General features: G+C 70.6%; 19 protein-coding genes and 2 pseudogenes. 14 read left to right on the forward strand and 7 right to left on the reverse strand.

The window, feature by feature from the left end; translation table 11 throughout:
* Window positions 1–432, reverse strand: a pseudogene (locus H5J26_RS04025) (hypothetical protein); the annotation flags it as partial.
* A 324-nt stretch (window positions 433–756) separates the two neighbouring features.
* Here H5J26_RS04025 and H5J26_RS04030 point away from each other — a divergent pair.
* A complete protein-coding gene (locus H5J26_RS04030) occupies window positions 757–1,761 on the forward strand; it encodes a DUF3048 domain-containing protein (RefSeq protein WP_181764274.1) in 1,005 nt (334 codons plus the stop codon).
* A 158-nt stretch (window positions 1,762–1,919) separates the two neighbouring features.
* On the opposite strand, the gene H5J26_RS04035 is transcribed toward H5J26_RS04030, so the two are convergent.
* The 3 genes from H5J26_RS04035 to H5J26_RS04045 form a co-directional block, all read right to left on the reverse strand.
* Window positions 1,920–2,378 (reverse strand): nuclear transport factor 2 family protein, encoded by a 459-nt coding sequence (locus H5J26_RS04035; RefSeq protein ID WP_181764275.1) that lies wholly within the window; start codon window positions 2,376–2,378, stop codon window positions 1,920–1,922.
* A gap of 254 nt (window positions 2,379–2,632) precedes the next feature.
* Window positions 2,633–3,457: a putative hydro-lyase gene (locus H5J26_RS04040; RefSeq protein ID WP_181764276.1), complete on the reverse strand. Its 825-nt coding sequence runs from the start codon at window positions 3,455–3,457 to the stop codon at window positions 2,633–2,635.
* Window positions 3,458–3,506: 49 nt separating this feature from the next.
* On the reverse strand, window positions 3,507–4,868 hold the full coding sequence (locus tag H5J26_RS04045) for an MFS transporter (RefSeq protein WP_181764277.1): 1,362 nt from the start codon (window positions 4,866–4,868) through the stop codon (window positions 3,507–3,509).
* Window positions 4,869–5,124: 256 nt separating this feature from the next.
* On the opposite strand from H5J26_RS04045, the pseudogene H5J26_RS04050 reads away from it, so the two are divergent.
* Window positions 5,125–5,861: pseudogene (locus tag H5J26_RS04050) on the forward strand (GntR family transcriptional regulator).
* A gap of 349 nt (window positions 5,862–6,210) precedes the next feature.
* On the opposite strand, the gene H5J26_RS04055 reads toward H5J26_RS04050, so the two are convergent.
* Window positions 6,211–6,900, reverse strand: coding sequence for a DUF2848 domain-containing protein (locus H5J26_RS04055; protein ID WP_181764278.1), 690 nt, complete (start codon window positions 6,898–6,900; stop codon window positions 6,211–6,213).
* 226 nt (window positions 6,901–7,126) lie between these two features.
* On the opposite strand from H5J26_RS04055, the gene H5J26_RS04060 reads away from it, so the two are divergent.
* Both H5J26_RS04060 and H5J26_RS04065 read left to right on the forward strand, forming a co-directional pair.
* Window positions 7,127–8,455, forward strand: a complete 1,329-nt coding sequence (locus H5J26_RS04060) for an MFS transporter (RefSeq protein ID WP_181764317.1) — start codon at window positions 7,127–7,129, stop codon at window positions 8,453–8,455.
* 110 nt (window positions 8,456–8,565) lie between these two features.
* Window positions 8,566–9,390, forward strand: a complete 825-nt coding sequence (locus H5J26_RS04065) for a carbon-nitrogen hydrolase family protein (protein WP_181764318.1) — start codon at window positions 8,566–8,568, stop codon at window positions 9,388–9,390.
* Between the two features lie 17 nt (window positions 9,391–9,407).
* Here H5J26_RS04065 and H5J26_RS04070 read toward each other — a convergent pair whose 3' ends face one another.
* Window positions 9,408–10,034, reverse strand: a complete 627-nt coding sequence (locus H5J26_RS04070) for a GntR family transcriptional regulator (protein ID WP_181764319.1) — start codon at window positions 10,032–10,034, stop codon at window positions 9,408–9,410.
* Between the two features lie 300 nt (window positions 10,035–10,334).
* On the opposite strand from H5J26_RS04070, the gene H5J26_RS04075 reads away from it, so the two are divergent.
* From H5J26_RS04075 to H5J26_RS04095, 5 genes are all read left to right on the forward strand, one after another.
* A complete protein-coding gene (locus tag H5J26_RS04075; protein ID WP_181764279.1) occupies window positions 10,335–11,132 on the forward strand; it encodes an SDR family NAD(P)-dependent oxidoreductase in 798 nt (265 codons plus the stop codon).
* A 389-nt stretch (window positions 11,133–11,521) separates the two neighbouring features.
* Complete coding sequence (locus H5J26_RS04080; protein WP_181764280.1) at window positions 11,522–12,751, forward strand: hypothetical protein; 1,230 nt, start codon at window positions 11,522–11,524, stop codon at window positions 12,749–12,751.
* Window positions 12,752–12,915: 164 nt separating this feature from the next.
* On the forward strand, window positions 12,916–13,656 hold the full coding sequence (locus tag H5J26_RS04085; RefSeq protein ID WP_181764281.1) for a flavodoxin family protein: 741 nt from the start codon (window positions 12,916–12,918) through the stop codon (window positions 13,654–13,656).
* An 84-nt stretch (window positions 13,657–13,740) separates the two neighbouring features.
* A complete protein-coding gene (locus H5J26_RS04090) occupies window positions 13,741–14,223 on the forward strand; it encodes a VOC family protein (RefSeq protein ID WP_181764282.1) in 483 nt (160 codons plus the stop codon).
* A 218-nt stretch (window positions 14,224–14,441) separates the two neighbouring features.
* Window positions 14,442–15,401, forward strand: a complete 960-nt coding sequence (locus H5J26_RS04095; protein WP_309237766.1) for a cation diffusion facilitator family transporter — start codon at window positions 14,442–14,444, stop codon at window positions 15,399–15,401.
* Window positions 15,402–15,490: 89 nt separating this feature from the next.
* Here H5J26_RS04095 and H5J26_RS04100 read toward each other — a convergent pair whose 3' ends face one another.
* Window positions 15,491–15,703 (reverse strand): hypothetical protein, encoded by a 213-nt coding sequence (locus tag H5J26_RS04100; RefSeq protein ID WP_181764323.1) that lies wholly within the window; start codon window positions 15,701–15,703, stop codon window positions 15,491–15,493.
* A gap of 97 nt (window positions 15,704–15,800) precedes the next feature.
* On the opposite strand from H5J26_RS04100, the gene H5J26_RS04105 reads away from it, so the two are divergent.
* The 5 genes from H5J26_RS04105 to H5J26_RS04125 all read left to right on the forward strand — a co-directional run bounded on the left by H5J26_RS04105 (window position 15,801) and on the right by H5J26_RS04125 (window position 20,225).
* Window positions 15,801–16,565, forward strand: a complete 765-nt coding sequence (locus H5J26_RS04105; RefSeq protein WP_181764283.1) for an SDR family NAD(P)-dependent oxidoreductase — start codon at window positions 15,801–15,803, stop codon at window positions 16,563–16,565.
* Window positions 16,566–16,910: 345 nt separating this feature from the next.
* On the forward strand, window positions 16,911–17,297 hold the full coding sequence (locus H5J26_RS04110) for a GntR family transcriptional regulator (protein ID WP_181764284.1): 387 nt from the start codon (window positions 16,911–16,913) through the stop codon (window positions 17,295–17,297).
* Complete coding sequence (locus H5J26_RS04115; protein ID WP_181764285.1) at window positions 17,294–18,202, forward strand: ABC transporter ATP-binding protein; 909 nt, start codon at window positions 17,294–17,296, stop codon at window positions 18,200–18,202. The genes H5J26_RS04110 and H5J26_RS04115 overlap by 4 nt, the downstream gene beginning before the upstream one ends.
* Window positions 18,199–19,221 (forward strand): ABC transporter permease, encoded by a 1,023-nt coding sequence (locus H5J26_RS04120; RefSeq protein ID WP_181764286.1) that lies wholly within the window; start codon window positions 18,199–18,201, stop codon window positions 19,219–19,221. Before H5J26_RS04115 ends, H5J26_RS04120 begins: the two co-directional genes overlap by 4 nt.
* Entirely contained in the window at window positions 19,218–20,225 is a 1,008-nt protein-coding gene (locus H5J26_RS04125) for an ABC transporter permease (protein WP_181764287.1), read from the forward strand. The genes H5J26_RS04120 and H5J26_RS04125 overlap by 4 nt, the downstream gene beginning before the upstream one ends.
* Window positions 20,226–20,237: the final 12 nt, after the last annotated feature.

The following is a 20,237-nucleotide window of genomic DNA, read 5'->3' on the forward strand; positions in this document are numbered from 1 at the left end:
GGCCGCCCGGGCCAGGGCGCGGACCGTACTGGCGTGGTGGAGCGACGATCCCAGGCGCTGTGCGGCCGCTTCCAGGAAGGCCGAGCTGTCACGTTCCGTCAGAAGGGCTTCCTCGCAGTCCCTTGCGGCGCTCGTGTCGCGGACCAGCCAGGCCGACCGCCCCTGCCACGGCTTCCGTCGCCCGTCGAGACTGCGGTCCTCGAATGCCGCGGCGAACCGGTCCGCTCCCCGCGCGACGGCCTGCGCGAGCGGACCGGCCGTCGGCGTGCTCAGCACCTCGCCCACCCGCAGACGCGGGAAGATCCGGCCCGCGGCCCGGTTGAACCCCTCCACGGCTCCGCCCTCGTCGCACAGGACGACGGCATCGCCCACCAGGTCGAGCAGTTCACCCGGGAGGACGGACGAGGGCTCCTCGTGGCCGTCGCTCGTCATCGCGCGCCGCCCGGACAGTCGCCCCTTGCGGCCATGCCGTCCGGAGCGCGCGAAGGTGAGGGAGGGTCGGGCGTACTCGACGTGGTGCCGCCGATGGCTTCGAGCACTGCCCCGATCACCGCCCTTCCGTGAATCCGGACCCCGTGAATGTCTGATTCGTCCCGAATCACACGCTACGCGATCAACGGAAGGATCAGCCCGTTCACGCCCCGCCCCCGATGGCCGAGGACCCGTCAGGAAGCGGGGCGCGCGGTATTGACGGAGCCCACGCGGCAGAGGTGGGGTGGGCCTGCTCCGAATCCCCCACGACGGAAGGCAGTTGACATGCGAGGCATACCCACCCGGTCGCCGTCCGGCGGCAGACCGGCAGGCATACGCAGGGCCACGCGTCTGCTCGCAGCGCTGGCAGTGGTCGCGCTCGCAGCCGGTACGGCAGGTCCTTCCGCCGCCCAGGAACCGCCGCAGCCGAGCCAGCAGGGCTCACAGCCGCGCGAGGCCACCTCGCCCTTCACCGGCCTGCCCGCCGACCCGGCCCCCGTGATGGCGGTGAAGATCGACAACCACAAGGACGCCCGTCCGCACACCGAACTCGAGAACGCCGACATCGTCTTCGTGGAGAAGGTGGAGGGCGGACTGAGCCGGCTGCTCGGGGTGTTCTCGAGCAAGTTCCCCGAAGGGCTCGGTCCCGTGCGCAGCGCCCGGGCCTACAACGTCGAGCAGCTGAGGATGTTCGACCGCCCCGTGCTCGCCTACTCGGGCGCGCGGGAAGGCGTCGTGGACCTCATCGAGAAGTCCCCGCTGTACGGCGTCTCGCACGACGACTTCCCGGACGCGTACTTCCGCGGGGGTGACAACGAGGCGCCGCACAACCTCTACGCGCACCCCGACAAGATCCTCGCGGCCGCCCCGGAGGCCAGCAAGAGCAAGGACATCGGCTTCCGCTTCGCCGACGAGGCGCCGGGCGGCGGCCAGCAGACGGACGAGCGCACCGTCGACTACGGCTCCGCACAGACCACCTTCAACTGGTCTGCCGACGAGGACCGTTGGCTGACCTCCTTCGACGGTGCGCCCGCCGAGAGCACCGGCGGCAAGCGTCTGGGCGGCAACACCGTGGTCGTGCAGAAGGTGGACATGCCGCCGGACGACGGAGGCACCCCGTACGAGAAGACCGTCGGCAGCGGCGACGCGACCGTGCTGCGCGACGGCAAGGCGTACGAGACGAAGTGGGAGCGGCCGACGGCGGAGTCGGGCACGACCTTCACGCAGTCGAACGGCGAGCCCATGCCCTTCGACCGCGGCCAGGTCTGGGTGGTCTACGAGGAGGCCTGACGCGCCGCTCCCGGCAAGGGTGAGTAGGGCAGCACGACCCCCTGCATGAGTACGGCTCCGCAGAAGCAAAAACCGGCACGAGCAGGACCCGGCACGAGTGCGGCACCGGCCGGCGGTGGACCTGAGGCCCGCCGCCGGCCGGTCGTGCCAGGTGTGTCTCAGCGCAGCGGGATGCCCTGACCGCGTTCGGACTCGGGTCGCGGCCCGAGGATGCGGCGCTCGCTCTCCTCGATGGGCACGTCGTTGATGCTGGCCTCGCGGCGTGCCATCAGGCCCCGCTCGTCGAACTCCCACAGCTCGTTGCCGTACGAGCGCCACCACTGGCCCTCGGCGTCATGGCACTCGTACTGGAAGCGCACCGCGATGCGGTTGCCCTCGAAGGCCCAGAGGTCCTTGCGCAGCGCGTAGTCCAGCTCGCGCTGCCACTTCTTCGTGAGCAGTTCGGCGATGGCGGCACGGCCGGTGACGAACGCGTCGCGATTGCGCCACACCGAATCCTCGGTGTAGGCGAGGGCGACCTTCTCCGGATCCCGCGTGTTCCAGGCGTCCTCGGCGGCCTGGACCTTCTGCCGAGCGGTCTCGAGGGTGAACGGTGGCAGCGGCGGTCGGGTGCTCATGGGGCGGTGCCTTTCTGAACGGGACGACTCGGGGGGCGGCTGGGGGCTTGTGCCCGTTCAGACCGCCACGAGATCCACCGCGCTGTCCAGCCCCCTGAAGTAGTCGGCGTTGCGGGTGAAGAGGAGCACTGGAGAGGAGCAGGCCCCGGGCGAGGTGACGTCGGCGGTCACCAGGCCGGGCCTGCCTGGCCTCGCCCGCCCGGCCCTGCGCGCTCACCCCACGCGACTCGGGCGGCTCACACGACTCCGGCCACTCACGCGACCAGGTACTGGTCGTCCCGTACATCCGTGACGAACATGCGCCCCGGCGCATGCGTGATCGCGAAGGGCGGACGGGAGGCCATGACCGCGGCCTGCGGTGTCACGCCGCAGGCCCAGAACACCGGCACGTCGCCGGACTGGAGCTCGATCGCGTCGCCGAAGTCGGGACGGTCCAGGTCCGCGATGCCGATCAGCGACGGGTCGCCGCTGTGGACGGGCGCGCCGTGGACGGCGGGCATGCGGCCCGTCGTCGTCACCGCCGTCTCCAGCAGATCTGCCGGCACCGGCCGCATGGAGACGACCATCGGTCCGTGCATCTGCCCCGCCGGGCGGCACCGGCGGTCGGTCACGTACATGGCGACGTTGCGCCCCTGATCCAGGTGACGAAGCGGCACCCCGGCATCCGCGAGCGCCCACTCGAAGGTGAAGCTGCACCCGATGAGGAAGGTCACCAGGTCCTCGCGCCACCGGCCGGTCACCTCGGCGGGCTCCTCGACGAGTTCGCCGTGCTCCCAGACGCGGTAGGCGGGCAGATCCGTACGCAGGTCCGCCCCGGGGGCGAGCACGGTGGCGGTCTCCCCGGCGTCGGTCACGTCGAGCACCGGGCAGGGCTTGGGATTGCGTTGGCAGAACAGCAGCACGTCGTACGCCCAGTCGCGCGGCACCGAGATGAGGTTGGCCTGGGTGAACCCGGGCGCCCATCCCGTGGTCGGAGCGGTGGCACCGGCACGGAAGCGTGCTCGCGCCTCGTCGGGGCGGGAGACCGGCACGGCGGCTGTCTCCCCGACCTGTGAACTCTCGTGTGCCGTACGGGACATGTCGGTGCTCCTTCCGGTCGTTTCGGCAGGGTCGGTACCGGGGCGCCCGTCAGACCAGCGCGCGTCCCTTCGTCTCCGGCAGCCCCAGCAGCGCGACCAGGGCCACCGCGTAGCCGACGGCACCGAAGATCAGCGCACCGCTCACGCCCCAGCTCCCGGCGAGGAAGCCCACGAGCGTCGGGAAGAACGCACCCACGGCACGGCCGGTGTTGTAGACGAATCCCTGGCCGGTGCCGCGCACGGCCGTCGGGTACAGCTCGCTGAGGAAGGAGCCGAAGCCGCTGAAGATGGCCGACATGCAGAAGCCGAGCGGGAAGCCGAGGAAGAGCACCAGGGTGTTCGCGCCCGTGGGCACGTTGGTGTAGGCGACGACGCAGATCGCGGAGAGCACCGCGAAGACCGCGACGTTGCGCTTGCGTCCGAGCTTGTCGGTCAGATAGCCGCCGGTCAGGTAGCCGATGAACGCGCCTGAGATCAGGAACGTCAGGAACCCTCCGGTGCCGACGACGGTCAGACCGCGGTCCGTCTTGAGGTAGCTGGGCACCCACGTGGCGAGCGTGTAGTAGCCGCCCTGGACGCCGGTGGACAGCAGCACGCCGAAGAGCGTCGTACGCCGCAGGTCGCGGGCGAAGATCGCCTTGAACGAGCCCTTGTCCCGGCTGTTCCTGCGCTGCTCGGCTGCCTGCGGCGCGTCCTTCACGTTCCGCCGCACGTAGAGGATGAGCAGGGCGGGCAGGGCCCCGGTCCAGAACAGCACGCGCCAGGCGATCGCTTCGTCCAGGAACTGGAAGACCATCGTGTAGACCACGACCGCGAGCGCCCAGCCGACCGCCCAGGAGCTCTGGACGACACCGAGCGTCCGTCCGCGGTTCTTGGCGGTGGCGTACTCGGCGACGAGGATCGCGCCCACCGCCCACTCGCCGCCGAAGCCCAGCCCCTGGAGGCCGCGGAAGACCAGCAGCGTCTCGTAGTTGGGTGCGAAGCCGCACAGGAGCGTGAACAGCGCGTACATGATGACGGTCAGGATCAGCGTCCGTACGCGGCCGATGCGGTCGGCCAGGATTCCGGCGAGCGCCCCGCCGATGGCCGAGACGACGAGCGTGACGGTCGTGAGCAGGCCCGTCTGGCCGGGGTTGAGACCGAAGTACGCGCCGATGGCGACCATGCCCAGCGGCAGCGTGAAGAAGTCGTAGGAGTCCAGGGCGTAGCCGCCGAACGCTCCCGCGAAGGCACGGCGCCCGGAGGCCCCGAGCTCGCGGAACCAGGCGAACGCACCGCCGCCGGTGTCGCTGCCGTCCTGCCCGGGGGCCTGCCCCGGGCTCTTCGCGAGGCCGTCCCCCGCGCCGGTGGCGGACCCGTGCTCGGACCCGGTGCCGTCCTGTGGGGCACTGGGTATCGGGTTGCTGTTCATCTGCACCTCGCAGAGAGGAGAGGGGCGCCGCCGGGAACGCGGGCCGGCCGGTGTGGACGCCGGGGGAGGCTGATGTCCGGCTAACGTAGAGGATCGTTGAACGATCCTTCAAGGGGTTCGTTGCTACATCTGCGTTCCGCGGCTGGTTTCAGCCGCCGGTGCCCGGCTCCCGCCGCCGTACGGACGGGAGGCCCGCGGGTGGAAAGTCTGCGCACGCACGGCCTGCGGGCGTACGGGCCCGCGGGCAAGGCGAAACATGAGGAGGCACCAGTTGGCGACGACCGACCCTGGGCCGGCGCTGCCGAGCGAGACGGCCGAACTGGCCGGCGCCCGCGCGCTGTTCAGCCGGACCGGCACGGCTGAGCGGGTCGCGGGCGTGCTGCGTACCCGGATCGCCGAAGGGTTCTTCCCGCCGGGGCCCGGCTGTCCGAGGGGGACATAGGCGGCGCGCTCGGCATCTCCCGGAACACCTTGCGGGAGTCGTTCCGGCTGCTCACCCATGAGCGGCTGCTGGAGCACCAGCTCAACAGGGGCGTCTTCGTGCGGGTCCTCACCGTGGACGAAGTGCTCGAAATCTACCGCGTGAGAAAGCTCGTCGAGTGCGGTGTCGTACGGGGGCTCGGGGAACCGCCGTTCGCGCTGGACGCGTTGGCCGCCACGGTCGCCGACGGACAGGACGCCGCGAAGGAGCGCCGGTGGAAGGACGTGGCGACCGCCAACATCCACTTCCACCACGAACTCGTCGCCCTCGGGTGCAGCCCCCGCACGGACGAGGTCATGCGCAGCGTCCTGGCCGAACTCCGGCTGGCCCTCCACGTCATGGACAGCCCGCGCCGTCTTCACGAGCCCTATCTCGCGCGCAACCGGGACATCCTCGGCACTCTGCGTTCCGGGGACGCGGCGGGTGCGGAGCGGATGCTCGCGCGGTACCTGGACGACTCCAGGGACCAGATCGTCGCGGCGTACGCGACGCGTATGGGCGCCGACGACTGAGACCAGGGCTGAGACCGGGGGCGGGGACCGGGGGCCGGGACCGGTCTCCCGGCCTCGGCCGGTCCCGCCGGCCCGGCCGTCGGCCGCCCCGGTTCGGGGGGACGTCGAGCCGGGGGTCGCCTGAAAGTCGAGTCGGGGGCGCCGACTCACGGTCCCTCGGCCGCCGTCTCCGGCTCACTACCTCCGGGGCACTACCACCGGCTCACTACTACCGGGCTCTGATTGAAGAGCGCTGCGCCCCGGGGGCAGCGCTGCCGGGCTGTGCTCCCGGGCGCGCTCCCGGACAGTCCTCCCGGGCACCACGGCCCGGACGGCCTCGGGCAGCGGTCTCCCGGGGCTGCCCCCGAACTCAGCCGATGGGCTCCGGCATGGGCACCACGTCGTACCCGAGGGAGATCTCCCGGCCCGTGTCGGGGTCCGCGAGCTGGACGCGCCAGCGTGCGGCGAACTGGTTCACGCCGTGACGCATCGGGATCGTGCCGGAGATCAGCACCGTGCCCGGTTCCAGCTCCCCTCGACCTTTCAGCACGTCGGCCCAGTGATGCGGTGTCAGCAGCTCGCCGGCGGTCCCGTCCTGGATCAGCTCCTCGGTGCCGTCCTCGCCGGTCACCCACGCGCGCAGGGTGAGGCTGTCCAGGCGGTCGGCCACGTCGGTCAGCCGCCATGCCGATTCGGCTAGCACGTCCGGGCCCGCGTTCTTGCTCCAGGCGACGCCGTACGTCTCCAGCTCGCGGTCGGTGTGGTCGCAGGCCGCGGTCAGCAAGAGGTCACCCGTGTCGTCGACGACGAGTGCCCATTCGGCCTCGCCCGAGGTCTTTCCGTGCTGCGCGGCGACCGTGTCCACCTGCTGCGCGAGGTAGGGGGAGACGGGGTAGAGCGCCGGAGTCGTGGAGGGGGCGGGCACGCCGAGTTCGGCCAGTTCCGCCACATGGGCAGCCACGTCTTCCTGACTACGGCCTGCATACCCGGCGTTGAGCAGGCGTGTCACGGTGGCCGTGCGCCGGGTGCCGTCCGGCAGCGTGAAGAAGAGGCTGGACATGGGGATACCTCCAGGTCGGGCTGGGTTTCGCGTCGGTAAATTCCGCACCCCGAGGGTTGCGCATACGAGCTGTATACAGCAAGTATGCCCCTGTACCAAAGAGGTCCCCGACCGTGAGGAAGCCCCCGTGGACCACAACACGTCGCAGCAGGCGGCAGCGGAGGAGCCGGGCCCGCACCACGGCCCGGGCGGTCCGGACGGCACAGTCCGCCCGGACAGAAGGACACTGGCCAAGGCGTTCACCGCCAGCCTCACCGGCACATCGCTGGAGTGGTACGACTTCGCCGTCTACTCGGCGGCGTCCGCGCTGGTGTTCGGCAAGCTCTTCTTCCCCTCCGGCGATCCGCTCACCGGCACGCTGCTCGCCTTCTCCACCTACGCGGTGGGCTATGTCTCACGTCCCCTGGGCGGCTTCGTCTTCGGGCGGCTCGGCGACGTCATCGGGCGCAAACGCGTGCTCGTCGCCACCCTCGTGCTGGTCGGCGTGGCCACGTTCCTGATCGGCTGCCTGCCCACCCACGCGGTCGCCGGTCCCATCGCGCCCGCACTGCTCGTCCTGCTGCGGTTCGCGCAGGGCGTCGGCGTCGGCGGCGAGTGGGGCGGTGCGGTGCTGCTGACGAGCGAGTTCGGCAGTACACGCCAGCGGGGCTTCTGGGCCTCCGCCGCGCAGGTCGGACCTCCCGCGGGCAACCTGATGGCCAACGGGGCGCTCGCGGCGCTCGGCGCGATGCTCACGGAGGAGCAGTTCCTCTCGTACGGCTGGCGCATCGCCTTCCTGCTCTCCGGTGTGCTGGTCGCATTCGGGCTGTGGATCCGCACGCACCTGGAGGAGACCCCGGTCTTCAAGGCCGTCGAGGCAGGAGGGGAGCGGCCGGAGGCACCGGTCCGTGAGGTCTTCGCCCAGCAGCGCAGGCCGCTGGCCGCCGCGATCCTCTCCCGGGTCGCACCGGACGTCCTCTACGCGATGTTCACCGTCTTCGTCCTCACCTATGTGACCGAGAAGCTCGGCATGGCACAGGGCGAGGCGCTCACCGCCGTGCTGATCGGCTCCGGGCTGCAGATCTTCCTGATCCCGCTCGCGGGCGCGCTGTCGGACCGCTGGAACCGCAGGCGGATGTACCTGACGGGCGCCGTGGCGGCCGGTGTTTGGCCCTTCGTCTTCTTCCCCCTCGCCGAGACGCGTTCCTGGGGGCTGCTCGTGCTGGGCGTCGTGGGCGCGCTGGTCATCCACTCCATGCTGTACGGACCTCAGGCGGCCTTCGTCGCCGAGCAGTTCAGCCCTCGGCTGCGGTACACCGGCTCGTCCCTCGCCTACACCCTGGCCGGTGTCATCGGCGGCGCCGTGGCGCCGCTGATCTTCACGGCCCTGCTCGGAACCTTCGGCACGTGGCTGCCGCTCGCGGTATACCTCGTGATCACCGCCGTCCTCACGGTCTCCGGTGTGCTGCTCGGGCGGGACGCCGACCACGATGAGGACGAGGCGTACACCAAGCTGCTGGACGAGCGTTCAGAAGAGGTCCGGGGTGCGAAGGCGGCCGCCGGCGGCGCGCACTAGCGCGGTCGCACGTACCGACCGGCCCTCCGACCGCACGACCGCAGACACGCACTCTTCGGCATCGTCCCGTACGTGCCCGTGGGGGACGGAAAGGAGACGCAGTGACGACGCTGCGCACCGCACTGTGCCAGTTCACCTCGACCACCGACCCCGAGGAGAACCTGCGCACCATCGACGACCTGGCTCAGCGGGCGGCCGCCGAGGGGGCGCAGCTGGCCGTCTTCCCCGAGGCGGCCATGGCCCGCTTCGGCATCCCCCTCGGGCCGCTGGCGCAGCCGCTGGACGGGCCGTGGGCCGACGGCGTACGGGAGTCGGCGCGGCGGCACGGACTGACCGTGGTGGCGGGGATGTTCACGCCGTCGCCGGACGGACGGGTCGCCAACACCCTGCTGGCGACCGGCCCCGGCGTCGAGGCCTCGTACGACAAGATCCACCTGTACGACGCCTTCGGCTTCTCCGAGTCCGACACGGTCGCACCGGGGACGAAGGTCGTCACGATCGACGTTGCGGGCGTACGGGTCGGGCTGGCGACCTGCTACGACATCCGCTTCCCCGAACTCTTCCGCGCCCACGCCGACGAGGGCGCCGTGCTGTCCGTGGTGCCCGCTTCCTGGGGCACCGGCCCGGGCAAGCTGTCCCACTGGGAACTGCTGGCCAGGGCGCGCGCCTTGGACGCGACGACCTGGGTCGCCGCGGTCGGGCAGGCGCCGCCCGCTCCGCAAGGGGCGGGTGCCGGTCAGGAGGAGCAGGCGGCGGACATCGAGAAGCCCACCAAGGCGCCCACCGGGATCGGCCACAGCATGCTTGTGGGCCCCGACGGTCGGATCAGGGAAGAGGCCGGCGAGAAACCCGAGTTGATCGTGGCGGAGGTGGACGTGGAGGAGACGGAGCGGGTCCGCCGGGCGGTGGCCGTGCTGGACAACCGCCGCCTGTGAGGCGGTGCCGCACGGCGTCAGCCCTCGGCGAGGATGCGCCTGGTGGCCGCGATGTGCGCGTCGATCGCGGCACAGGCGACATCCGCCCTCTCCGCGGCCAACGCCGTGATGATGCGCCTGTGTTCGACGCAGACCTCTTCCTGGCGCCCGCCCGAACGGTAGAGGGCGGTGACGCCGGCGCGGACCTGGCGGCTGCGCAGCGCGTCGTACTGCTTGGCCATCAGCTTGTTGCCGACGGCTTCGACGAGCGTGGCGTGGAAGCGGTGGTCGGCCTCGATGAACTCCTTGGCCTTGTCGGTGCCGCGCAGCTTCGCCTGCTCTTCGAGGATCGCGTCCATCTCGGCGACCGGGGCGGTGCCCATGGTGACTGTGCGCTGGGCGGCGTAGCGCTCCAACAGGGCGCGCATCTCCATCAGTTCGCCGATCTCGCGGCCGGAGAGGGGTGCGATGTAGGCCCCGCGCTTCGGCACGAGGCTGACGAGGTCCTCGGCGGCGAGCAGCAGCAGCGCTTCGCGGATCGGCGTACGGGAGATCCCGACGCGGTCGGCGATCATCTGCTCGGAGAGGAACTCGCCCTGCATGGCGGGATCGGTGAGCACCGTCTCCTTGAGGAACGTGTAGGCCTTCTGACGCCCGGACAACACAGTCAAGCTCTCCCCACCGACGTCATCGCACCCGGCCCCGACTCGGGTGCACCGATCTCGAACAGGCATTGCATACAGCCTGTATACACACACATTACACGCCTTCACCACGCCCCTGTCCACCCTCGCTCCCGTCCCCGTACAGGTGCTGAGCTCGCCGAACGTGTCCGGGAGGCGGCCTGAGACGCCCGAGCCCGGCTCCCGCCTGAGAGCCCGCCTGAGAGCCCGCCCGAGACGCCCGCTTGAGACGCCCCGCCCGAGACGCCCGTCCGAGAAGTACATCCGCGAAGGAGGCCCTTCATGCCGAGCACCGTCCTGACCCCGTACCCCGCCGCCGACTTCCCCGAGCAGCCCACCGCGATCGTCACCGGCGCCGCCTCGGAGCGTGGGATCGGGCGGGCCACCGCCCACCGTCTCGCCCGCGAGGGCTGGGCCGTGGCCGTCGTCGACCTCGGCCAGGACGCCTGCGAGAGCGTCGCCGCCGAGGTCGCCCGGCAGCACGGAGTCCCCACCCTCGGACTCGGCGCGGACATCCGCGACGAAGCGCAGGTCCGTGCGGCGACCGACCGGATCGTGGCCGAACTGCCCCAGCTGGTGGGCCTGGTCAACAACGCCGGAGTCAGCTCCCCCGTGCCGTTCCTCGAGGTGACGCCTCAGGAGTGGGACCGCGTGGTGGACGTCAATCTGCGGGGGACGTTCCTGATGACGCAGGCGGCCGCACGCGTGATGGCGGACAACCGGCTCGGCCGGATCGTGAACATCTCCTCCGCCTCGGCGCAGCGCGGCGGTGCCGTCTACAGCCTCGCCGCCTACTGCGCGTCCAAGGCCGGCGTCATCGGCCTGGCCAAGACCCTCGCGCGGGAGCTGGGCCCGTACGGCATCACCGCGAACACCGTCTCGCCCGGCTCCATCGACACGGACATCATGGGCGGCACGCTCACCGACGAGCGTAAGGAGGCGCTGCTCCGGGACATCCCCGTCGGCCGTGTGGGCGCCGTCGACGACGTGGCCAACGTCGTCTCCTTCCTGCTCGGACGGGAGGCCGGATACGTGACCGGCGCGACGTACGACGTCAACGGCGGCTCGCACATCGCCTGACGGGCACATGTGCCACCGTCCGGTTCGGTCAGTCCCGTCGTGTCCCCTGCCGTTGGGGTGGGATGCCGAGCGGGCGGTGGCGTGGTGCGCACCGGGTGCGAGGGGGGCTCCCTAGGGTCGCCGCTGATGGACCGCGCCCGGCGGCGCGGCGGGGTGACCGGCCCGGCCGCAGCGTGGTGACGGCTCATCACGTCAACGGCGCTCCCCGCTCCCCTCGCTCGTGCGCTTCGGAGCTTCTGCGATGCCGGGTGCGCCTGCCGTCTCTGGAGGCCGGTACGGCGCAGGCCGACCGGCCGGAACAGGTGGGTGTGTCGATGAGCCGCTCCTCAGTCCCCGATTCCACGCGGTCACGCAGACGGGAATCGTCTCCGCCACGCCGTCCGGGACGTATGCCGAGGCTCAGCCGTTCGTGGCTCCGGCTGACGGCGCTGACGGCGGTCCTCACGCTGTTCACCGGCGGTTTCGCGGCAGCCGCACCGGCGGCCGGGACGAAGGCGCCGACTCCGGGCACGGCTTCGCTGTACGTCTCCGACTACGCGGACAACTCGGTGCTGAAGCGTCCCGTGAGCGGTGGCCCGCAGGAGACGGTGCCCACGACCGGGCTGACCCGCCCGACGTACATGGCCTTCGACGCCCAGGGCGACCTCTACATCTCCGACACCGTCAACAGCAGGATCGTGAAGATCCCGGCCGACGGCGGTCCGCAGGAGACCGTCCCGGGAACCGATCTTCTCCGCCCCCTCGGGCTGGCCGTCAACGCGGCGGGCGACCTGTTCATCGCCGACAGCTTCAACGACCGCGTGGTGAAGATCCCTGCGGACGGCGGCCCGCAGGAGACCGTGCCCACCTCCGGCCTGCTGCACCCGGCAGGGCTGGCTCTCGACGCGAACGGTGACCTCTACATCGCCGACTTCGTCAACGACCGCGTGGTGAAGGTCCCGGCGGGCGGTGGTCCGCAGACAACCGTCCCCACCACCGGCCTCTCCCAGCCGACAGGTCTGGCGCTCCACGCCGGCGGGCTCTACATCTCCGACTCCGGCAACGACCGCGTGGTGAGGGTCCCCACGAGCGGCGGCCCGCAGACCACCGTTCCGGCGACAGGCCTGAAGAGCCCGCAGGGGCTCGCGTTCGACTCCTCGGGCAACCTCTACATCGCGGACTTCGGCAACGACCGGGTGGTGAGGGTTCCGGCGGGCGGAGGCGCGCAGACCGTCGTCCCCTTCACGGGGCTGACGACCCCCGTCGGACTGGCCGTGAGCGCCCCTGACGCGCAGCGAGCGAAGACGCGGCTCGAGGCCAGGACCGCCACCGTGTCCCGGTGGTTCCACCCGCCGACCCTGAAGGTCAAGGGCCTGTCCGCCACCCTGACCCGCTCGGACGGCACTCCGGTCGCCGGCCAGACGGTCAAGTTCAGCAACACGACGAAGACCCGCCAGCTGTGCGAGGCGGTCACGAACAGCCAGGGCGTGGCACGTTGCGACGCGACGGTCCGGGACCGGGTCTCGAAGGTCAACCGTCTCTACGACGACCTGCGCAGGCACGGTTACCGGGCCGCGTTCGCCGGATCCACCACCTTCAAGGCCAGCACGGACACCGCTCGCGTACGGCCGGTGCACTGAGGCCGTCCGGTAGTTGAGCCGTACGGAACGAACACGGGTGAGGGTCACGACGCACCGGCGCCAGGTGCTCGTGGCCCTCTCCGCTGCACGCAGTACGCCCCCGGGCCGCGCGGACGGCCGCGCTCTTCCGTGAGGCGCCGCCATCCGCAAATCCAGGAGTGCCTGTGAACGCGTCCGCCGCTCCCGCCCAGGGCGACCCGCCCGCCCGCTACGACGATCTGCGCGCCCTGATCTTCAACTGCACGCTCAAGCGCTCCCCGGAGCGCAGCAACACCGAAGGCCTCATCGACCGGTGCCGCCGCATCATGACCGCGCAGGGCGTCGTGGTCGACGTGGTGCGAGCCGTCGACCACGACATCGCGACCGGCGTCTGGCCGGACATGACGGAGCACGGATGGGAGCGGGACGTCTGGCCGCAGCTGTACGAACAGGTCCTGGCCGCCGACATCCTCGTACTGGCCGGGCCCATCTGGCTCGGTGACAACAGCTCCGTGACGAAGCGGGTCGTCGAGCGGCTCTACGCCTGCTCCAGCCTCCTCAACGACCGCGGGCAGTACTCGTATTACGGGCGGGTCGGCGGATGCCTCATCACCGGAAACGAGGACGGCGTCAAGCACTGCGCCATGAACGTCCTCTACAGCCTCCAGCACCTCGGCTACACCATCCCGCCGCAGTCCGACGCCGGCTGGATCGGCGAGGCGGGCCCCGGCCCCTCTTATCTCGACCCCGGCTCCGGCGGCCCGGAGAACAGCTTCACCAACCGCAACCTGACCTTCATGACCTGGAATCTGCTGCACCTGGCGAGGATGCTGAAGGACGCCGGCGGAGTGCCCGCGTACGGAAACCAGCGCACCGACTGGGACGCGGGCTGCCGTCACGACTCCGAGAACCCCGAACACCGCTGATCCGGGAAGATCTTCGCCGGTCGCGATGAATCCGCCGTACAGGGCCGGTCGGTACAGCTACAGACACCATGCGGGGAGGCACCGATGGCTCACGACGGTTTCACCACCAGCCTGTGGTTCGACGGGCAGGCCGAAGAGGCGGCGCACTACTACATCTCGGTCTTCAAGAACTCCAGGCTCGGAAGGATCACGCGCTACACCGAGGCGGGGCCCGGGACCCCGGGTTCGGTTCTGACGGTCGAATTCGAGATCAACGGGCAGAGGTTCGTCGGCGTCAACGGCGGGCCCCAGTTCACGTTCGACCCGGCCGTCTCCTTCCAGATGCACTGCGAGGACCAACGCGAGGTGGACCACTACTGGAGCAGGCTCACCGAGGACGGGGGCGAGGAAGGTCACTGCGGGTGGCTCAAGGACAAGTACGGCCTGTCGTGGCAGGTCATCCCGGACGGACTGATCGACATGATCGGCGACCCCGACGCCGAGAAGGCGAAGCGTGCCAGTGAGGCCGTGTACACGATGAAGAAGCTCGACATCGCCGCCGTACGGAAGGCCTACGACGGCGCTTGAACCCCGCCGGTCCGACAGCGGTTCGGCCCCCGCGCCTCCTGGCGCGGGGGCCGCTTCGTGCCTGCGGGGCCGTGGAACGCCCTTGCCTGGAAGGGGAATCGGAGGCGGGGCAGATGAATCGGTGACGGCGAAATCGTGGCGATGAATCGGAGATCCGGCACGACTGCTCCGCACATCCGGGGGAACCGGGAACTGATGCAGACGACAGTGACGCTCACGTGAGTGGCAAGTCCTCGGACCGGAAGACCCGCACGACGGTCTTCGTGGCGCTCGGTGCCAATCTGGTGATCGTCGTCGCGAAGGTCGTGGGAGGGGTCTTCGCAGGCTCGCCGGCCCTTCTCTCGGAGGCGGCGCACTCGGTCGCGGACAGTTTCAACGAGGTGTTCCTGCTGGCGGCGCTGCGGCGGAGCCGGAAGCCCGCGGACAGCAAGCACCCCTTCGGATACGGCAAGGAGCGCTTCTTCTGGTCGCTGCTGGCGGCGGTCGGCATCTTCGTGATGGGCGGCTGCTTCTCCTTCTTCCAGGGCTACGAGGCTCTGATCAGCGGCTCGCAGGAGTCCCACAGCGGCTACACCGTGGGGCTCGTCGTCCTGGGCGTCGCCCTTCTCGCCGAGGGCACTTCGCTGATCAGGGCGGTCCACCAGGCACGTAAGGACCCCGGTTCACGAGGTCTCCGCGACCCGGCGCTGCGTACGGTCCTCGCCGAGGACGGCACCGCCGTGATCGGCGTCCTCCTCGCCATGACCGGCATGGCACTGCACATGGTCACGGGCGAAGTCGTCTGGGAGGCGGCCGCTTCCTTCGCGATCGGGCTGCTTCTGGTGCTGGTCGCCTTCTGGCTCGGCAAGGACACCCGTGACCAGCTGATCGGTGAGGCGGCCGACCCCGGGCTACGGCGGGAGATCCTGGCCATCCTGGACGCGCAGCCCGAGATCGACAATGTGGAGTCGCTGCTGACGATGAAGCTCGGCTTGGAGTCGACGCTGGTGGCGGCACGGATCGACCTGGCTCCCGGCTTGGAGAGCGAGGAGGTCGAGTTGGTGTCGGAGCGGATCAAGACCTCTGTCGTGGAGGCGCTGCCGAACGCGGATCCGGTCTTCCTCGACATCACCGAGGCCCCGCCGTCCGACACGGCCACGGGGTCAACTCCTCAAGCGGCTCTGACAGTCGACGAGTGAAGTCGAGGAGCGAGAGGCGAACGAGCCGGTGAGGCACGCCCGTCGGGGCGTGCCGCCGCAGAACTCGCCGCCGCTCGACGCAAGGTCGATCAGCCGTCGTCCGAGGGGCTCGCGCCGCGCTTGCGGCGAGGCTGCCCCATCATGCCGATCGCGATCCCGATGGGCAGGCCCACGCCCATGCCCAGCGCGATGTTGTCGAACACGAGCAGCCCCAGCACCGACCCGGTGGCCATTCCGATCGAAATGCCCGTCATGTAGCGTGTGTCGGCTCGCCGGGGGCGATCACCGTCGTTGTCAGACATGCGTCCATGGTGCAGCAACCACGTCGGGTGGGCCATGCGCGGAGCCGGTCGGATCGCAGACGGCGAGGCGCGGGCAACGGCTACGAGGGAGCGCGGCATGTCACGAGTGGTGATCGTCAGCGGTGGCGGCACGGGCATCGGCCGTGCCACGGCACGGCGGTTCGCGGCCGACGGCGACCGGGTGCTGCTCATCGGGCGGCGCGCGGAGGTGCTGCGGGAGGCCGCGGAGAGCTTGTCGGCGGAGGACGGGGTGAGCGGGGAGATCCAGACCCTGGACGCCGACCTCAGCATCGTCGAGGCCGCCGAACGCGTGCGCACGGAGATCGACCGGCGTTACGAGCGGGTGGACGTGCTGGTCAACAACGCGGGCGGCAACGTCGAGTTGGGCGCGGAGAACGTCCCCGCCGGCCTCGCAGGCGTGGCCCGGCACTGGACCGGCAACTTCAACGCCAACGTCCTCTCCGCCGTGCTGCTCACCGAAGCGCTCGTGGAGCACCTCGCGGCGCCCGGGCGCAGGGTGGTGCTCATCAGCTCCATCGCCGCCTACCGCGGCTCCGGTTCCGGCTCGTACGCGGCCGCGAAGGCGGCTCTCCACCCCTACGCGTACGACATGGCGGGGCGTCTCGGCGAGCACGGGGCCACCGTCAACGTCGTCGCTCCCGGCTACATCGGTGACACCGAGTTCTTCGGCGACCTCATGACGGACGAGCGGCGGCAGACGCTGGTCGCCCAGACGGTCACGGGCAGGGCGGGCACTCCCGACGACGTCGCGGACACCGTCCACTGGCTCTCCTCCCCGGGGGCCCGGCATGTCACGGGTCAGATCGTCCAGGTCAACGGCGGTGCGCGGTACGGCTCTTGAGCCTCCGCCGCAGCTTTCTGGCGGATCCACACACCGGTGCTTCGGCCCCCCCGGCCCGTGAACCCTCGTTGACGGGGTCCTGGCTCGGCGTGGTGACGAGTGGTTCCGCGGCGGTGCGCGTGGAGCTGGGGAGTCCGCGGCGTCGACGCGCACGCGGGGCCCGGTCGCCGCGGCCCACAACACCCCGCCGGCCTTGATGTCTTCGGTGTCACGCACACCAACTGAGCGGCCCTGAAAGGCAGTCGCGCCCCTGGCCGCAACCTCACGCGAACAGGTGTCTGTTGACACCGGAGTCGAACCTGCCTCACCCTTTCACTACTTCATTAGTGAAAGGAGGTTGAGTGTGTGATCGAGTTCCGGATCGACCGCCGCAGCGGCGTGGCCACGTATCTGCAGATCGTCCAGCAGACGAAGCAGGCCCTGCGGCTCGGCCTGCTGGAGCCCGGCGACCGGCTGCCCACGGCACGCGAAGTCGTCGAAGCGACCGCCATCAACCCGAACACGGTCCTGAAGGCCTACCGCGAGCTGGAACGCGAGGGACTGGTCGAGGCCCGGCGCGGGCTCGGCACGTTCGTCCGCAAGTCGCTGGTGGGCGCAGCCACGGGCTCACCTCTCGGCAGGGAACTCACCGAGTGGATGAGGCGGGCCCACACGACGGGGCTCGACCGGGAGAGCGTCGCCGCGCTGTTCCAGGCCGCACTGGACGAGGAATTTCCCGAGGGGGAGCAATGACCTACGAAGGGGCCGCACTTGAGGCGGCCGGGCTCGACATGAAGTACGGGCGCAGCAGCAACCACGTCCTGCGGGACTGCTCCTTCCGGCTGCCCACCGGCCGGATCTGCGCGCTCGTCGGTGCGAACGGGGCGGGGAAGTCGACCCTGTTGGCCCTGGCGTCCGGGCTGCTTCGACCGGCCGAGGGGACGATCCGGATGCTGGGCGGCACCCCGGCCGAGGTGCGTGAGCGCTTCGCCTACGTCGCCCAGAGCAAGCCGCTGTTCCCGCAGCTCACGGTCGCGGAGACCCTGCGGCTCGGTGCCGAACTGAACCCGCGTCGCTGGGATCAGGCCGCCGCGGAACGGATCGCCTACAACGACGGGCCCGAGCCCGGAGCGAGGATCCGGAAGCTCTCCGGCGGCCAGCGCACCCGTGTCGCCCTCGCCCTGGCCTTCGGCAAGCGCGCCGAACTCCTGCTGCTGGACGAGCCGATGGCCGACCTCGACCCGCTGGCCCGGCAACGGCTCACCGGCGCGCTCATGGCCGAGACCGTCGAGCACGGCACGACCATCGTGATGTCCTCGCATGTCATAGCCGAGCTGGAGGGTGCCTGCGACTATCTGTTCCTGCTGGGTTCCGGGCGTATGCGACTCGCGGGCGAGTGCGACGAGATCCTTGCCGCGCATCGCCGACTGACCGGAATGCAGGGGGAGTTCGGGCAGCACACGGTCATCGAGGAACGGGGCGCCGGACGCGGCCGTACGGCACTGGTCCGCCCGAACGGCGATACGGACGCCGGGAGTTGGGACGTCGAGGAGCCGTCCCTGGAGGAAGTGCTGCTCGCCCATCTGCGCAACCCCGACGCCCCCGATCTGCGCACCCGGAGCGCCACCCCGGCGCCACGCCTGGAGGCCGCCGTATGACTGCCCCCACTGAGGTCTCCCGCCTCCCTGACGGTTCCCCCGGAACGCCGGCCCCGGCACGCAGGCGGGGCCCGCACGGACTTCTCTGGCTGACGCTGCGGGTGCACCGCGCCTCGCTGTGGGGCTGGGCCGCTTTCGCCGCAGTCGCCACGGGCGGGCTCCTCTGGCTGTACGACATCGCCAGAACGAGGGAACAGTGGGACGGCTGCGGTGGGCCAGGCAGACCCGCGTGCCCTCCCGTGGACGAGATGAGGCTCTTCGACCTCCTCTCCAACATGATCACGTTCCTGCCGTTCGCCGTCGCCGTCTACGCCGCAGGGGTGCTCGTAGCGCGCGACCTGGAGAACGGCACCGCGGCCCTCGCCCGGACCCAGTCGGTCAGCCCTGCTCGCTGGCTCGCCGCCAAGCTGGCCGTCCCCGGGGTGCTGATCATGGCGATCACGGCAGTGATGTCGCTGATCTTCAGGCAGGCGTGGTCGTTCGGAACCCAGCAGGCGTTCCACCCCTGGCACTTCGACGCCGTGTTCCACTCGGCCGGCGTGATCAGCCTCGCCCACGTGGTTCTCGGCCTGGCCGTGGGCGCTCTCGCCGGGCTGCTGGCGAAGCGGACGCTGCCCGCGATGGGCCTGGCCTTCGCCGCGTTCCTGCCCGTGCACCTCGCCTTCAACTCCCTCCGGTACGACCTGTGGCCGAGGGTCGGAGCGACGGGTTTCGATGCGGCCCGGATCCACAGCGACCCCGTGCTGGGCGAGATGGGCTTCGTCAAGGACGGCGGTGCGAGGGTCCAGGACTCCTCCTGTTACGGCGTCGCGTCCCCCGCCGATCTGCAGAAGTGCCTGGACGTGCACGGTGCCCGGGACCTCTACCTGGAGTTCCACCCCTCCTCGCACTTCTGGCCGATCCAGCTCGTCGAGACCGGCATCGTCCTCGCTCTCGCAGCTGTCGTCCTGTGGGCGGCCTTCCGGCTGCTCGGCACGGGGAACGCCACCCCCACATCCCGTCAGGAGGCGGCCGCATGACTGTCCCGACCATCGGCTCCCGTCGTCCCGAGAGCGCCGAAGCCCCTGACCGATCCGGTGCCGCCCGTGGTCCGCGCGGCCTGCTCTGGCTGACGCTGCGCACGCATCGCGCGGCGCTGTGGTGCTGGACCATCCTGGTCGCCGCCCTCGTCGGCTGGCTCATGTGGCTGTACGGCCAAGGTGCGGAAGCCGACCGGTTCGCCGGCTACGAGAGCTGCGGCACCGGTCCGGGGGTGCCGGAGTGCCCCAGCTTCGACTACATGGGCGCGTTCGACATCGGCGCCGCCGTCATCGCCTGGACGCCCTTCGCCGTGGCCGCCTACGCGGGAGGTGTGCTCGTAGCGCGCGACCTGGAGAACGGCACGGCCGCACTCAGCTGGACTCAGTCCGTGTCCCCGGCACGCTGGCTGACGGTGAGACTGGCTGCCGCCTCGGCGGTCGTCCTCGCCGGCACGCTGCTGCTGACGACTGCCATCAGGTGGGTGTGGACGTCGTACGACAAGAGCCTGGTCAACCCCTGGTACATGAGCGACGTCTTCCACGCGACGGGCGTGGTCTCCCTCGCCTACACGGTCCTGGCGGTGGCCGTCGGCGCTCTCGCCGGGCTGCTGGCGAAGCGGACGCTGCCCGCGATGGGGCTGGCCTTCGGCGCGTTCCTGCCGGTGTACGTCGCCGCCGACATGTACCGGGCCCGTCTGTGGCCGACCACCCACTTGAGCGGCCTCAAGGCGAGCCAAGTACCCGACGACGCCGACCAGATCAGCCTGGGGCTGATCACGGACGACGGGCGGCGGATCAACGAGCTCGACTGCTTCGACAGCGAAACGTCCGCCCGGCTGGAGCGGTGCCTCGACCACGAAGGAGGCAGGGACGTCTTCGCTCAGATCCACCCCGCCTCGCACTACTGGCCGATCCAGTTCGTGGAGACGGGCATCGTCCTCGCCCTGGCAGCCGTCGTCATCTGGGCGGCCTTCCGGCTGCTCCGCCAGCGCACTGCCTCCTGACCAGGGGTGGAC

Origin of the sequence: Streptomyces albidus (ex Kaewkla and Franco 2022) (assembly GCF_013870515.1) — a bacterium.
In the GTDB taxonomy this organism is placed as follows: domain Bacteria; phylum Actinomycetota; class Actinomycetes; order Streptomycetales; family Streptomycetaceae; genus Streptomyces; species Streptomyces albidus.

What these genes read in the sequence shown, in the direction of transcription:
- H5J26_RS04030 (WP_181764274.1), top strand. Translation starts at nt 757, where the DNA reads ATGCGAGGCATACCCACCCGGTCGCCGTCCGGCGGCAGACCGGCAGGC.
- H5J26_RS04035 (WP_181764275.1), bottom strand. Translation starts at nt 2,378, where the DNA reads ATGAGCACCCGACCGCCGCTGCCACCGTTCACCCTCGAGACCGCTCGG.
- H5J26_RS04040 (WP_181764276.1), bottom strand. Translation starts at nt 3,457, where the DNA reads ATGTCCCGTACGGCACACGAGAGTTCACAGGTCGGGGAGACAGCCGCC.
- H5J26_RS04045 (WP_181764277.1), bottom strand. Translation starts at nt 4,868, where the DNA reads ATGAACAGCAACCCGATACCCAGTGCCCCACAGGACGGCACCGGGTCC.
- H5J26_RS04055 (WP_181764278.1), bottom strand. Translation starts at nt 6,900, where the DNA reads ATGTCCAGCCTCTTCTTCACGCTGCCGGACGGCACCCGGCGCACGGCC.
- H5J26_RS04075 (WP_181764279.1), top strand. Translation starts at nt 10,335, where the DNA reads ATGCCGAGCACCGTCCTGACCCCGTACCCCGCCGCCGACTTCCCCGAG.
- H5J26_RS04080 (WP_181764280.1), top strand. Translation starts at nt 11,522, where the DNA reads ATGCCGAGGCTCAGCCGTTCGTGGCTCCGGCTGACGGCGCTGACGGCG.
- H5J26_RS04090 (WP_181764282.1), top strand. Translation starts at nt 13,741, where the DNA reads ATGGCTCACGACGGTTTCACCACCAGCCTGTGGTTCGACGGGCAGGCC.
- H5J26_RS04100 (WP_181764323.1), bottom strand. Translation starts at nt 15,703, where the DNA reads ATGTCTGACAACGACGGTGATCGCCCCCGGCGAGCCGACACACGCTAC.
- H5J26_RS04105 (WP_181764283.1), top strand. Translation starts at nt 15,801, where the DNA reads ATGTCACGAGTGGTGATCGTCAGCGGTGGCGGCACGGGCATCGGCCGT.
- H5J26_RS04115 (WP_181764285.1), top strand. Translation starts at nt 17,294, where the DNA reads ATGACCTACGAAGGGGCCGCACTTGAGGCGGCCGGGCTCGACATGAAG.
- H5J26_RS04120 (WP_181764286.1), top strand. Translation starts at nt 18,199, where the DNA reads ATGACTGCCCCCACTGAGGTCTCCCGCCTCCCTGACGGTTCCCCCGGA.
- H5J26_RS04125 (WP_181764287.1), top strand. Translation starts at nt 19,218, where the DNA reads ATGACTGTCCCGACCATCGGCTCCCGTCGTCCCGAGAGCGCCGAAGCC.